Source organism: Stenotrophomonas thermophila, from assembly GCF_001499715.1.
In the GTDB taxonomy this organism is placed as follows: Bacteria; Pseudomonadota; Gammaproteobacteria; order Xanthomonadales; family Xanthomonadaceae; genus Stenotrophomonas; species Stenotrophomonas hibiscicola.
This window is the reverse complement of record NZ_CVIW01000034.1, coordinates 172,862-186,861: the sequence shown is the minus strand read 5'-3', so window position 1 is coordinate 186,861 and position 14,000 is coordinate 172,862. Positions and strand designations below refer to the sequence as shown.

8 protein-coding genes and 1 tRNA gene are annotated in these 14,000 nt (G+C 67.3%); 4 read left to right on the top strand and 5 right to left on the bottom strand.

The features are described 5' to 3' along the window. Positions 1–22 precede the first annotated feature (22 nt). Genes tldD through BN1263_RS14805 form a run of 4 tightly spaced genes read right to left on the bottom strand, consistent with a single transcriptional unit; the run spans position 23 to position 7,502 of the window. A complete protein-coding gene (tldD, locus tag BN1263_RS14820; RefSeq protein ID WP_019662103.1) occupies positions 23–1,468 on the bottom strand; it encodes a metalloprotease TldD in 1,446 nt (481 codons plus the stop codon). A gap of 60 nt (positions 1,469–1,528) precedes the next feature. After that, the gene (locus tag BN1263_RS14815; RefSeq protein WP_058982168.1) at positions 1,529–5,383 is read right to left on the bottom strand and encodes a YhdP family protein; all 3,855 of its coding nucleotides are present in this window, start codon (positions 5,381–5,383) and stop codon (positions 1,529–1,531) included. Between the two features lie 30 nt (positions 5,384–5,413). After that, positions 5,414–6,901 carry a ribonuclease G gene (rng, locus tag BN1263_RS14810; protein WP_019662105.1) on the bottom strand — a complete coding sequence of 496 codons (1,488 nt, stop codon included), beginning with the start codon at positions 6,899–6,901 and terminating at the stop codon, positions 5,414–5,416. After that, a complete protein-coding gene (locus BN1263_RS14805; protein WP_021204306.1) occupies positions 6,894–7,502 on the bottom strand; it encodes a Maf family nucleotide pyrophosphatase in 609 nt (202 codons plus the stop codon). Before BN1263_RS14805 ends, rng begins: the two co-directional genes overlap by 8 nt. 130 nt (positions 7,503–7,632) lie before the next feature. Between BN1263_RS14805 and BN1263_RS14800 the strand changes: the two genes are divergently transcribed. The 4 genes from BN1263_RS14800 to BN1263_RS14785 all read left to right on the top strand — a co-directional run bounded on the left by BN1263_RS14800 (position 7,633) and on the right by BN1263_RS14785 (position 13,808). After that, complete coding sequence (locus BN1263_RS14800; protein WP_021204307.1) at positions 7,633–8,370, top strand: SIMPL domain-containing protein; 738 nt, start codon at positions 7,633–7,635, stop codon at positions 8,368–8,370. Between the two features lie 216 nt (positions 8,371–8,586). Next, positions 8,587–9,237 carry an energy transducer TonB gene (locus tag BN1263_RS14795; RefSeq protein ID WP_019662108.1) on the top strand — a complete coding sequence of 217 codons (651 nt, stop codon included), beginning with the start codon at positions 8,587–8,589 and terminating at the stop codon, positions 9,235–9,237. A 191-nt stretch (positions 9,238–9,428) separates the two neighbouring features. Then, a complete protein-coding gene (locus tag BN1263_RS14790) occupies positions 9,429–12,257 on the top strand; it encodes a TonB-dependent receptor (RefSeq protein ID WP_058982166.1) in 2,829 nt (942 codons plus the stop codon). 129 nt (positions 12,258–12,386) lie between these two features. Next, positions 12,387–13,808: a basic amino acid/polyamine antiporter gene (locus BN1263_RS14785; protein ID WP_058982163.1), complete on the top strand. Its 1,422-nt coding sequence runs from the start codon at positions 12,387–12,389 to the stop codon at positions 13,806–13,808. Positions 13,809–13,908: 100 nt separating this feature from the next. Here the strand turns inward: BN1263_RS14785 and BN1263_RS14780 are convergent. Further along, positions 13,909–13,985, bottom strand: a tRNA-Asn gene (locus BN1263_RS14780). Positions 13,986–14,000: the final 15 nt, after the last annotated feature.

Here is a 14,000-nt window from a genome sequence, read left to right as displayed (position 1 = left end):
GTGGCGCTGGCCATCGCCCGGCTCAGGCCTGGGTACCGCCGACGGTGATGCCCTCGATCAGCAGCGAGGGCTGGCCGACACCCACGGGCACGCTCTGCCCATCCTTGCCGCAGACGCCCACGCCCTCGTCCAAGGCCAGGTCATTGCCGACCATGCGCACCTTCTGCATGGTTTCCGGACCGTTCCCGATCAGGGTCGCGCCCTTCACCGGCGTGGTGACGCGGCCATCCTCGATCAGGTAGGCCTCGGTCGCCGAGAACACGTACTTGCCGCTGGTGATGTCGACCTGGCCGCCGCCGAAGTTGACCGCGTACAGGCCCTTCTTCACCGAACGGATCATCTCCTGCGGGTCGTGCTGGCCGGCACGCATGTAGGTGTTGGTCATGCGCGGCATGGTCATGTGCGCGAATGATTCGCGGCGGCCATTGCCGGTAGGCGCCACGCCCATCAGGCGCGCATTGAGGCTGTCCTGCATGTAGCCGACCAGGATGCCGTCCTCGATCAGCGTGGTGCACTGGCTGGGATGGCCCTCGTCGTCGATGTTCAACGAACCGCGGCGTCCGTCCAGCGTGCCGTCATCGACGATGGTCACGCCCGGGGCGGCAACGCGCTCACCGATGCGGCCCGCGTAGACGCTGGTGCCCTTGCGGTTGAAGTCGCCTTCCAACCCGTGGCCAACCGCTTCATGCAGCAGCACGCCCGGCCAGCCCGGACCGAGCACCACCGGCATCACCCCGGCCGGAGCCGGAACGGCGTCCAGGTTCACCAGCGCCTGGCGCAGCGCCTCGCGGGCGAAGGCCTCGGGGCGCCCGTCCGCAAACAGTTCTTCATACCCGTAGCGGCCACCGCCGCCTGCATAGCCGGACTCGCGGCGACCGTGGTGCTCGACGATCACCTGTACGTTCAGGCGCACCAGCGGCCGCACATCAGCACCCAGCACACCGTCGCTGCGTGCGATCAGCACCGTGTCGACGCCGCCGGACAGGCTCACCATCACCTGCTTCACGCGCGGGTCGGCGGCACGCAGGTAGCCATCCAGGCGCTTGAGCACCTCGACCTTGGCCTCGTTGCCGATACCATCGATCGGGTCCAGCGCCGGGTACAGCGCGCGCGCGTTGCCACGCAGCAGCGATCGCCCGGATTGGGCGCCGCCTTCGCGTGAGATCGCACGTGCCGACTGCGCCGCCGCCAGCAGCGCGTCGGCGTGGATGTCATCGGAATAGGCGAAGCCGGTCTTTTCGCCGGAAATTGCCCGCACGCCCACGCCCTGTTCGATGGAATGGGCGCCATCCTTGACGATGCCGTCTTCCACGCTCCAGCTCTCGCGGCGGGCATGCTGGAAGTAAAGATCACCGAAGTCCACACCGGGGCCAAGCAACTGGCCGAAGGTGCGCTCCAGGCCAGCGGTATCCAGGCCGCCGGGGCGCAGCAGGCGGTCTTGGGCAAGCGTCAGGGCGATGTCAGTCATGGTTCTCGATCTGGGGATGCGGGGGCGCTCAGGCAAGCCCCGTGAACAGGAAGGCCGCGCTCACCGTGGGCGCGGCAGGCCGGTAACGGTCGGTGGAATGGCCGGCGCCGGTGCCGGCGCGGGGGGGGTAGCCTTGTCGCGGCTGCGTTCGATCACTTCCACCTTGGGCTCCTTCCATGGACCGGTCACCTTGTAGGTACGGGCGCCAATCTCGCCCAACGGCTTGGACAATACCGCATTGGTGGCCGCGCCCAACGCCGCTCCCACCGGGCCACCGGCCACTGCCCCCACCACGGTCAGCAGATTGCCGGCACGCGGGTTGACGTCGATGGTCTGGTCGAACTGCTGGTTGCGCAGGTCGGCCTGGCCGCGGATGGTGATGTTGGCTGCCGGGCCTTCGATCAGCACCTTGTCGGTGCGCGCCATGCCTTGGCCGAACTGCATGCTGCCGTCGATCTGGTTGAACGCGAAGCCCTTGGAGAAGAAGTCGCGGAAGTCGAACATCAGGCGCCGCGGCAGCTGGGTCACGCTGAGCAGGCCCAGCACGCGGCCAGCACCCGGCTCCAGCTCCAGCAGCTGGCCGTTGCGTGCGTGCAGGTCCAGGCGGCCCTGCAGGTTGCCCAGCTGGAAGTCCGACGGCCCCCCGCTCCAGGTGGCCTGCAGCTGGGCCTGGCCGGAGCCACCACGCAGCTGGCCGCCGTAGTCCAGGTTCTGCATCAGTCCGCCCAGATCCTCGCTGCGCACCTGGGCGGTCAGCTCGGTGCGGGCTCCGCCGGCACGGCCCAGCCAGCGACCGCTGATGTCGATCTCCTGGTCCGGCGCGCGGAAGCGCAGCTCGTCCACGTTCAGGCCATTGGCCAACGGTCGTGTGCGCAGCACCGCCTGGCCCAGCACCACCTTGCCGAACTTGAGGTCGGCGATGTCCAGCGCGAACGGCGGCAGCTTGGCCGGGTCCATATCGTTGGCGCCGGCCTGGACCCGGGCCGGTGCGGCCGGTGCATCCGGAGCTGCCGGCAGCGATTGCCAGTGCACACGGTCGAGCTGGCCGCTGATGGTGCCGCCGTCAGCATTGGGGACAGTCAGGCGCCCGGCCAGCGACGGGCCCGCCAGGCGCACGTCCAGCGCCTGCGGGCCCGGACGCAGCTGCAACCGGGTCTGCTCGAAAACGCCACCGATCAGCTTCAATTGACCGACCTGCACGTCCACCGCACGCAGCGGCATCGTGTTGTCATCGCTGCCGCCCCGCGCCAGGCCGATCCACTCCAATGCGTCCAGGGTCGGGCTGCGGCCGTTGACGGTCAATCCGCTGGGCGGCGGCTCGCGATCGACATGGTCGCTGCCCAGCGTCACCTGCACGCCGGTCTGGTTGTTGTGGCTGCGCGCGGCCAGCGCCAGGCGCTGGCCGAACGCCACATCGATGCGGCCGGCACCCATCGGCAGCTGTGCGGCCACGCTCGTCGCCAGCGGCTCGGCAGCCGGTTTGTCCAGCGGCGCCGGCAGATCCAGCCGGGTGCCGACCAGATCGGAGCTCAAGCGCAGCTCGCTGGGCGGCGCAGGAGCACCTGGCGCCACCTTGGGCAGGTTGACCGCGATGGTCCACGGCGAGGTCCCGGTGATGTAGGGCTTGAGCCAGGCCATCTCCGGTGCGCGGTCGATCAGCACGCCGGCGTCAAGCGTGGCCGACAGCTTCGATTCGAAGGCCAGTCTGCTGTCGTGCACGTAGCCACCGGCACGCAGGCTCAGGCGGCCGTCCTGGCCGAGGTGGCGCACCGACAGTTCCTCGGCATCGAAACCGCCATTGCTGTAGCGCGCCTGCCCGTGCATGTTGTCGAAGGCGAGCTGGAAACGCTTGTCGACCAGCTTCACGCCGGCCAGGTCGACCGTCCCCTGCAGATGGCCACCGCCTTCATCGTGGTGCAGCGGTTGCAGCAGATCGAAGGTCACATGCGCCGGGCCCGCCGCGGTGAGGTTGTCCAGGGTATCGCCATAGTCCTTGTGCAGCGGGCTCTGCCGCAGCATGGCCAGCAGTCTGCCGGCCTCGCTCTGTGCATCGGCGCGCACGTACAGCGGCTGCTGCCCGAAATCCTGGATGCCCGCCTCGAACTTCTGCACCGCCACGCCGGCCAGGTCGCCGCGCCCATGCATGTCGAAGCCGGGGCCGATGAAGGCGATATCGGCATCGACCTGGCTCATCAGCGGCCAATCATGCTGGAAACGGATGTCGCCATTGGTGATGTGGCCGGTGGCCTCGAAGCGGCCATCGTTGTTGTCGAACGGCCAGTCGTCCAGGTCACCGGTGACCAGGCCGACGCCGCCACGTACCTGGCCGCCGGCCAGTGCCATGTCCAGCCAGTCGGTGGCGCCCTTGCTCATCTTGGAGTGGATCCAGAAGCGCTTGGCCGCCGTCATCGGCACGTCGTCCAGCTTGGCGGCCAGCTGCAGCCACGGCCGCGTACCGTCGCCCTGGAACCACACACCGCCACGCACGTCGGCCGCATAGTCGGTGCCTTCCACGCGCATCGCGGCAGTGCCGATGCGCCAGCCACCGCCTTCATCGCGCCACCCCACGATCTGCCCGGCCAGCTGCAGGTCGTGGCGCACGCCGAAGCCGGTGGGCCAATCGAACTGCAGCTGCCGTTGCGGCTGCAGCTGCAGGCTGAAGCCGTTGGCATCGCCTTCGAAACGCCCGCCAAGGCCGCGCAGCCCCGGTGAATTGCCGACGCTGGCAAAGCCCAGCGACTGCAGTTCACCCTGCGCCCACAATGGGCCATCGCGTTCGCCGGCCAGCTGCAACGCGCGCACGTCCAGCTGCGGCCTGGACAGGAACAGCCAGCGACGCAGGCCCGGCTCAAGGCGATCGCTCAGGGCCAGCGCACGCAGCGCGATGCCGGCCTGCACTTCACCGGAACGCACCCGCAGCTGTTTGCCGACCTGCAGCTGCAGGCCATCGAGGCGCTGCTCGCCGTCTTCATTCTTCAGCCGCAGCTGCGGTACCTGCAGCGCCCAGCCCTCGGCCTGGCGCTGCCAGCGCAGGCGGGCCTGCAGTCGCTGCAGCTGCAGCTGCGGCGCCGCCATGCCGGGTATCGGTGCGCCATCGATGCGCACGTCGCGCAGGTCCGAATCCGTGGTCACCGCCACCGGCACGAAATCGCGCAGGGTCAACCACAGGTTGAGTTCGCCCTTGCCCTCGCGCAGGCGCACACCGCCGGCCGCCAACAGCGGAGACCAGGCATGGAAATCGACCGGATCGGCGCCCAGCCAGGCCTCGCCGTTGCCACGCGTGCGGTCCACATCCAGCACCGCAGTCAATGGCAGCGCTTCGGCCTGGGCCCAGGCGCGCACGCCCACGCGCAGGCGATCGCCATTGACCCGCATGCGCAGGTCGATGCGCGGCAGCGTGGTGTCGATGCCCAACGTCGGCGAGTGCACGCCCAGGCGCCCCCCGATCACCTGCAGCTCGCCCAGCCGGCGCAGCGCATCCAGCGGATCTCCACCGTTGGCGGACTGTGGCAGCCCACGCACCGACCAGCGACCGCTTGCATCCTGCTGCAGATCCAGCGTCAGCCCACGCAGGCGCAACTCGGTCAGCGAACGGCCAGGCAACAGGCCGCTGTACATCGATACCAGCACCTCGGCCTCGCCAATGGCCAGGCCGCGGCCCGCGCCGATACGCAGGCCTTTGAGCTGCAGTAACGGGCCACGACGGGTCCAGGCCGTCTGCAGCTGGTCGAAACGCACCGGCTGGCCGGCACGTTCGCTCAGCCAGGCCGCAATCCTGTCGGGGTGGCGCTCGGCCAGCGGCAGCAGCTGGCTGAGCGTGCCCACCAGCAGTGCCAGCCCGACCAGGCCCACCGCACAGGCGGCAATCAAATGACGGCGGATCCTTCGCAGTCGCAGGCGCGGCGGCGCGCTCATCGGCCACCGCCGGCCTGCAGCCGGCGAGGATCAGAGCAGAACGACATCGAACTGCTCCTGCAGGTATTGCTCGTCCGCTTGGAAGCGGATGCTCTTGCCGAGGAATTCCTCCAGCTCGGCCACCGCCGCCGATTCCTCGTCGGTGATGCGCGCGACCACCTTGGTCGAGGCGATCACCAGCAGGCGCGCGGCGTCGAACTGGCGCACCGCGCGGGTGATCTCGCGGAAGATCTCGTAGGTCACCGTCTCGGTGGTCTTGATGCTGCCGCGGCCGCTGCACTGCGGGCAGGTTTCCGACAGCTGGCGCTCCAGGCTTTCCACCGTGCGCTTGCGGGTCATCTCCACCAGGCCCAGCGGCGAGAAGTCATAGACTGTTGTCTTGGCATGGTCGCGCGCCAGCGCCTTTTCCAGCGTGCGCAGCACCTGGCGGCGGTGCTCGGCATCATCCATGTCGATGAAGTCGATGATGATGATGCCGCCCAGGTTGCGCAGCCGCAGCTGCCGCGCCACCGCCTGCGCAGCCTCCAGGTTGGTGCGGAACACCGTTTCTTCCAGGTTGCGCTGGCCGAGGAACGAACCGGTGTTGACGTCGATGGTGGTCATCGCCTCGGTCTGGTCGATCACCAGGTAACCGCCGGATTTGAGCGGCACCTGCTTGTCCAGCGCGCGGCCGATCTCGTCCTCCACCCCGAACATGTCGAAGATCGGGCGATCGCCGGAATACAGCTCCAGCTTCTCGGCCAGCACCGGCATGTACTTGGCGACGAAGGCCTGCAGCTGGCCGAAGGTCTCCTTCGAGTCCACCTTCACCTTGTCCACATCCTTGCGGATCAGGTCGCGCACCGAACGCAGCGGCAGGCTCAGGTCTTCATAGATGATGCTGCACGAGGGCGCTTCGCGGCCACGGCGCTCGACCACGTTCCACACGCGCGACAGGTAGGCGATGTCCTCGGCGATGGCCTCGGCCGGCTGGCCTTCGGCGTTGGTACGCACGATGTAGCCGTAGCCGCCGTGCTGCGCCGACAGCTCGGTCACCAGCGCCTTCAGGCGGGCGCGCTCGGCTTCGTCCTCGATGCGCGCCGACACGCCCACCACCTTGGACTGCGGCAGCAGCACCATGTAGCGCGAGGGAATGCTGATCTGCGTGGTCAGGCGCGCGCCCTTGGTGCCGATCGGGTCCTTCACCACCTGCACGACGATGTCCTGGCCGTCACGCAGCAGCTCGACAATCGGCACGCTGGCCGGCGGCGGCAGGGTGGTGTTCTCGGTATCGGCACTGGCCACCGGCGCCGGCCGCACCACGTCATTGGCGTGCAGGAACGCGGCGCGCTCCAGCCCGACTTCGACGAAGGCGGCCTGCATGCCGGGCATGACCCGCTGCACCTTGCCCTTGTAGATGTTGCCGACCACACCCCGGCGCCAGCCACGCTCGATGTGCAGTTCCTGCAGCATGCCATTTTCGATCACCGCGACCCGGGTCTCGCGCGGGGTCACGTTGACCAGGATTTCCTCAGACATCTGCAGCCTCCCTGGCGGCATCGGCGGTGGGGGCCGGCACGCCGCAGCGCGCCAGCAAACGATCGGTGTGCAGCAACGGCAGCCCCATGACGCCGGAGTAGCTGCCGGACAGGTGCTCGATCCAGCGCTCGGCCCCGCCCTGGATGGCGTAGGCACCGGCTTTGTCCAGCGGTTCGCCGGTGGCGACATAGGCGGCGATGTCGGCAGCGTCGATCGGGGCGAAGGTCACTTCGGAAATGACCAGTTCGCTGTCCAGCCCGTCCGCGCCGACCACCACTACGGCCGTCATCACCTGGTGGGTACGCCCGGCAAGACGCGCCAGCATCCCCCGGGCATCGGCAGCGTCGGCGGGCTTTCCAAACACCTCGCCATGCAGCACCACCTCGGTGTCCGAACCAAGCACCCGCGCCTGCGGGTCATTGGCCAGCACCCGGGCCAGGCCGGCGCGCGCCTTGTCGGCGGCGACCCGGCAGACGTACTGTTCGGCGCTTTCAGCGGGCGCACGCTGCTCGACGACCTCCAGATCCAATGCCTGGAAGGGGCGTCCGAGTCGGGCCAGCAGCTGGTTGCGTCGGGGGGAGCGGGAAGCTAGGTAGAGCATCGGCACAGCATAACCTGAGGCCGCCACCTGAATCGTCGGCAACCCGTCCCGGAACGCGTTCAACCCCGAACGGACTCACAACGCGTTCATCGCTACGACACCACCCTCAACGGCACAACAAGGAGATCCCATGCGCCTGACTGCCACCCCGCTGCTGCTCGCCCTGTCCCTCGCCCTTGGAACCTCGATGACCGCCCATGCCGCTCCGTCCTCGCCGTCGATCGCCGCACCGGCCGAGGGCACGCTGCTGAACATCTCGGCCAATGCCGAGGCCACCCGCGTGCCTGACGTGGCCACGCTGTCGGCCGGCGTGGTGAGCCAGGCTGCCGATGGCAACAGCGCCATGCGCCAGAACGCCCAGCAGATGGACAAGGTGCTGGCCGCGATCAAGGCCGCCGGCATCGCCGAGCGCGACGTGCAGACCAGCGGCGTCAGCCTCAACCCGCAGTACCGCTACGCCGACAACGAAGCGCCGAAGATCACCGGTTACCAGGCCAGCAACACGGTCAGCCTCAAGGTGCGCGACATCGCCAAGCTCGGCAAGGTGCTGGACGCGCTGGCCGCGCAGGGCGCCAACCAGATCAACGGCCCGAGCTTCGAGATCGACCAGCCGGAACCAGTGTATGACGAAGCCCGCCTGGCTGCGCTGAAGAAGGCCCAAGCCCGCGCCCAGACCTATGCCAAGTCACTGGGCCTGCAGGTGCGCCGCATCGTCAGCATCTCCGAGAACAGCAATGGCGGTTTCCGCCCGATGCCGATGATGCGCACCATGGCGGCCGGTGCGGCGATGGACAAGGCCACCCCGGTCGCGCCGGGTGAATCCACCGTCTCGGTCAACCTGGACGTGGTGTTCGAACTGGGTCGCTGAGCCGTTGGTCATTGCCGACAGAGGCGGGTTCCCCAGGGGACCCGCCTTTTTTCGTGCATTCCGACGGCAGTGGCTGAAGGCCAGCCCAACACGGGTGCCCCTGCCTCTATGCAGTGGCCGCCCGGGCGCGCTACTGATGCACTGCCAGCCGCGTGCGGCAACCCCGCCACGGGCCCTGGTGCGTTGAGGACTTCGTCACTGGCATGGAGGTGGACCATGGTTCGTACGTATCCCGTTGCATCCCTGCACTTCGACCCCGCCCGCGTTGCCGCCTGGAGCGCGGCGATCGCCCTGCACCTGCTGGCCTTCCTGTTGCTGCTCATCCCTGCGACCTACCAGGCCGTGCAGGCCCCGCGTGAAAAGACCACGGTCAGGCTGATCGAGAAGATCCCGCCAACGCCGCCGCCCCCGGTGCTGGAACAGCCCAGGGAGGTCGCCCGGGTCGTACCGAAGCCACAGACGCAGCCGGCCGCGCCGCCGCTTCCAGCTCCTACCGCAACCGTGGAAGAAGCCCAGGGCATCGCGCTGCCGGCCGCCGAACCGGCCCCGCCCCAGCTTGCACCGAGCATCGATACCTCCGCACCACTGGCCGGTGCCCAGCTGCAGTACCGCAGCGCCCCGCCGCCGGCCTATCCGCTGGCGGCATTGCGCAACCGCGAACAGGGCACTGTGCTGTTGCGGGTAGAGGTGGACACCCGCGGGCAGCCGACGGGGGTCAGCATCGAGCGCAGCAGCGGTTCGCGCAGCCTGGACCAGGCCGCGCGCCTGCAGGTGCTCCGGCACTGGCGCTTCGAGCCGGCCCAGCGGGATGGCGTGGCGGTACCGGCCATCGGCATGGTGCCGGTGCAGTTCTCGCTGCCGGAGTGAAGTGATCGCCGGCCCGGGCACCTGCCGGGCCGGCGCTTCCCTGCACGTGCCAACGGACGGAACCGGATCAACCGTTACCGATTAAGCAAAAATTCACGACTTCGTCACCTACCGGAAACCTAGATTGATCCGTCCCGGAATCTTCCGGAGACAGCCCTCAACGCTACGGTTTTCCAGTTAGGAGAGAAGCTGTGAAACACCTGATCCAACGGCCCGCCAGCCGCCGCAGCAGCACTCTGGCATCGTCCATCACCCATATCCTTACCGGCAGCACCCTGTTGCTGGTTGGCGCCGCGGCTTCCACCTCCGCCTTCGCGCAGGACAAGGCCACCAACCTGGACCGCATCACGGTCACCGGTTCGAACATTCCGCGCACCAACACTGAAACGCCGTCGCCGGTGCAGGTAGTAACCCGCCAGGAAATCGACCGCACCGGCAAGACCACGGTTGCCGAATACCTGCAGACCCTGACCGCTGATGGCTCCGGCTCCATCCCCAAGACCTTCGGCAACGGCTTTGCCGGTGGTGGCGCCGGCATTTCGCTGCGCGGCCTGGGCGCGGGCTCGACCCTGGTCCTGTTGAACGGCCGCCGCATGGCCACCTACGGCCTGGCCGACGACGGCCAGAAGGTCTTCACCGACCTGAGCACCATTCCGCTCGATGCCGTCGAGCGCGTGGAAGTGCTCAAGGACGGCGCCTCGGCCATCTATGGCTCCGATGCCATCGCCGGCGTGGTCAACATCATCCTGCGCAGCGACTTCCAGGGCGCCATCCTGCGTGGCTCCTATGGCCTGTCCGGTGACAGCGATGGCGACGCGAAGAAGGCGACCCTGACCGCCGGCACCGGCGATCTGGCCACTGACGGCTGGAATGCCTTCTTCAGCCTGGACGTCGGCAAGACGGACGCGATCAAGATCAGCGATCGCAAGAACCGCAAGTGGATCGGCACCGGCGACATCCGTCCTTGGGGCTATGGCAACAATGCCCAGTTCCTGGGCGGCGCCTACCTCAATGGCCGCACCAGCGGAGGCGTCGGTCCGAATGGCTCGGTGTATGACGACCGCAATGTCACAGCGACCAATCCGGCAAGGCTCGTGCCACTGCCCGGCTGCCAAGGCCTGACCACCATCCCGGGCCAGACCGACGCGTCAGTGGCGGCCCAAGGCTGCCTGTGGGATCCGGCGCAGCAGTTCCGTGATCTCACGCCTGAAGAGAAGTACGTCAACGTGTTCGGCCGCGCCAGCTTCGCCTTCGGCGAAGGCGGCGAGGTCTACACCGAGATCGGCTACTCGAAGAAGGAAACGATCTTCAGCAACACACCGTCCGGCGTCTCCGGCAGCTGGGGCTATCCCCTTGGCCCGCGCAATGCCAGCAGCGGCCCGGGCGCCGTGGTGCTGTCGCCGACCCATCCCGACAATCCGATCCAGGGCCAGGCCTCGCGCCTGCGCTACTCGGCCTGGGATGTCGGCCCGCGCGTGACCAACAACACCAACGAGTTCAACCGCTTCCTGGTCGGCGTCAAGGGCAACTGGGGTGACTGGAGCTACGACACCGCCTACCTGCACTCCGGTACCGATCTGGTGAACAAGCGCACCGGGTTCCTGCGCTACAGCGCTGTACAGTGCGCGCTGGGCAACCCGAACTGTGCCGGCGGCGTGTGGCGTATTGGCGACAATGCCAACCTCAACTCGCAGGCGCTGTACGACTACATCTCGCCGACCATCAGCGCACGCGCCAAGTCCAGCCTGGACATGTTCGACTTCACCGTGTCGCGCAGCCTGATGGACCTGAAAGGTGGTCCGCTGGGCCTGGCAATCGGTACCGAGTGGCGCAAGACCAGCAACAGCCTGACCCCGCAGACTTACACCGACCAGGGTGACATCATCGGCCTGGGCTATTCGGCCTATGACGGTACGCAGAATGTCTACGCCGGCTACGTCGAACTGTCGGCACCGGTGCTGGAGCAACTGGAACTTTCCGGCGCGCTGCGTTACGACAAGTACGAAAGCGGCGAAGGCAAGGCCACGCCGAAGCTGGGCATCAAGTGGACCCCAGCCGACTGGATCGCTCTGCGTGCCAGCTACGCCGAAGGCTTCCGCGCCCCCAACCCGGCCGAGAACGGCGATGGTGGCCTGGCCGCCTTCTCCAACGCCCGCGATCCGGTGCGCTGCGCCGTCAGCCCGCCGGCCGATGTCGGCACCAACTGCAGCTCGCGCCCGGTCGCGATCATCACCCGCCCCAACAAGGACCTGAAGCCGGAAGAGTCCAAGAGCTACTCGGTGGGCATCGTGCTGCAGCCGACCTCCACCACTTCGATGACCGTGGATGCCTGGCAGATCAAGCGCACCAACGAAATCGCCCAAGGCTCCACGGCCGATGCCATCGCCGCCGGCAACGTGCTGCGTGACATCGACCTGATCAACGGCATCGCTGGCACCGGCAGCATCCTGGCGGTCAACACCGCGTACATCAATGCGGCATCCACGCGCGTGCGCGGTATCGATACCGATATCCGCCAGACCTTCGATATCGGCCCGGGCCAGCTGGAAATGGACCTGCAGTGGAGCCATGTGCTGAAGTACGAGCGCACCGACTCCGACGAGACCTTCGACTATGCAGGCACCCACGGCAACTGCGACGTGACCAACTGCATCGGTACGCCAAAGGATCGGATCAACTTCGGTACCACCTGGCGCCAGGGGCCGTGGAGCGTGAGCGGCGTCGCCAACTACATCTCCAAGATGGACAACAAGGATTTCCGTGGTCCGGAGGGTTCGTACCAGTTCTCCTACGCCGACGGTACCGACGTCACCAAGATCTCCTCGTTCACCACCTTCGATCTGTCCGGCCGCTGGAACATCACCGAAGCCTTCGAACTGAACGCCTCGGTGCAGAACGTGTTCGATCGCATTGCTCCGCTCGATCCGACCACCTACGGTGGCGTGAACTACAACCCGCTGCACTTCAGCGGCGCCATCGGTCGCTACTTCACCGTCGGCGCCAAGTACACCTTCAAGTAATACCGTTCAACGCATCAACTTCGGAGGCCCGGGCAGCAGCCCGGGCCTTCGTCGTTGCACGCCTTGCATGCATGTTCACAGGCACGTGGCTACCGTGTGCAAGCGGCACTACCGCCGCAGGGGATCACCATGGCCACGACATCGCAACGCCTGGGCCTGCCCGCGTTGACTGCACTGGTAGTTGGCTCGATGGTAGGCGCCGGCATCTTCTCATTGCCGCAGAACGTGGCGCGCAGCGCCGGGCCGGCCGCCGCGCTGATCGGCTGGGCGGTCAGTGGCGCCGGCATGCTGATGCTGGCCTTCGTGTTCCAGGCCCTGGCCAACCGCCGGCCGGATCTTGATACCGGCATCTACGCATACGCGCGTGAGGGCTTCGGCAACTACATCGGGTTCTCTGCGGCCTGGGGCTACTGGGTCGCCTCGGTGCTTGGCAATGCCAGCTTCTTCGTGCTGATCTTCAGCGGCCTCGGCCATTTCCTGCCAGTGTTCGGCGAAGGCAACACGCCTGCCGCCGTGGCGGCGTCGTCAGTGCTGCTGTGGACCGTGCACCTGCTGGTGCTGCGCGGCCTGCGTACGGCGGCCATTGTCAATGGCCTGGTGACGGTGGCCAAGCTGCTGCCGATCACGCTGTTCCTGATCCTGGCAGCAGGTGCGTTCCGCATGGAGGTGTTCCGTGCCGATTTCCTTGGCACGCCCGCGCTCGGCGATCTCGGCCAGCAGCTGCGCGGCATGATGCTGGTGACCGTGTGGGTATTCATCGGCATCGAGGGCGCCAGCATCTATTCACGGCGTGCGGCGCGCCGCGCCGACGTTGGCCGCGCCACGGTGATCGGTTTCCTGGGGGTCTGGCTGCTGCTGGTGCTGGTCAGCCTGCTGTCGATGGGCGTGCTGTCGCAGGCCGAACTGGCCGGGCTGCCCAATCCGTCGATGGCCTATGTGCTGCGCGCCATCGTCGGCGAATGGGGCGCGACGGTAATCATCATCGGTTCGATCATCTCCGTCCTCGGTGCATTGCTGGCCTGGGTGCTGCTGTGCGCCGAAGTGCTCTATGCCGCCGCGGGCGACGGCACCATGCCCGCCTTCCTCGGCCGCGAGAACGCGCGTGGTGTGCCGGCCAATGCACTGTGGTTGAGCAATGGCCTGATCCAGTTGTTCCTGCTGCTGGTGCTGGTCAGTTCGGGCAGCTACACCGGGCTGGTGCTGCTCGCTGCGTCGATGAGCCTGGTGCCCTACTTCCTGTCCACGGCATTCGGCGTGCAGCTGGCCTGGCGCGGGCAGGCCTACGCCGATGAGCCCAGTGTGCGCTGGCGTGATTTCGCGGTTGCGCTGCTGGCCAGTGCATACGCGCTGTGGCTGGTGTATGCCGGCGGCCTCGACAACCTGCTGTTGTCGGTGTTGCTGTACGTGCCCGGAGTGGTGCTGTTCGCACTGGCCCGGCGCCAGCGCGGCGAGCTGGTATTCACGCGTTGGGAATGGGTGCTGTTCGGCGCGATCCTGGCGGTGGCGATCGCCACGCTGGTCGCGTTCTGGAAGGGCCTGATTACGCTGTAGCGCCGAGCCCATGCCCGGCTTCGAGGATGCAGCCGAGCATGGCCTCGGTTCTACAACACGACAAAAAAAACCTGCATCTTGCGATGCAGGTTTCTCAAGGTGGCGCCCGAAGTTGGACTCGAACCAACGACCCCCTGATTAACAGTCAAGTGCTCTAACCGGCTGAGCTATTCGGGCAGACGACTAGTATAA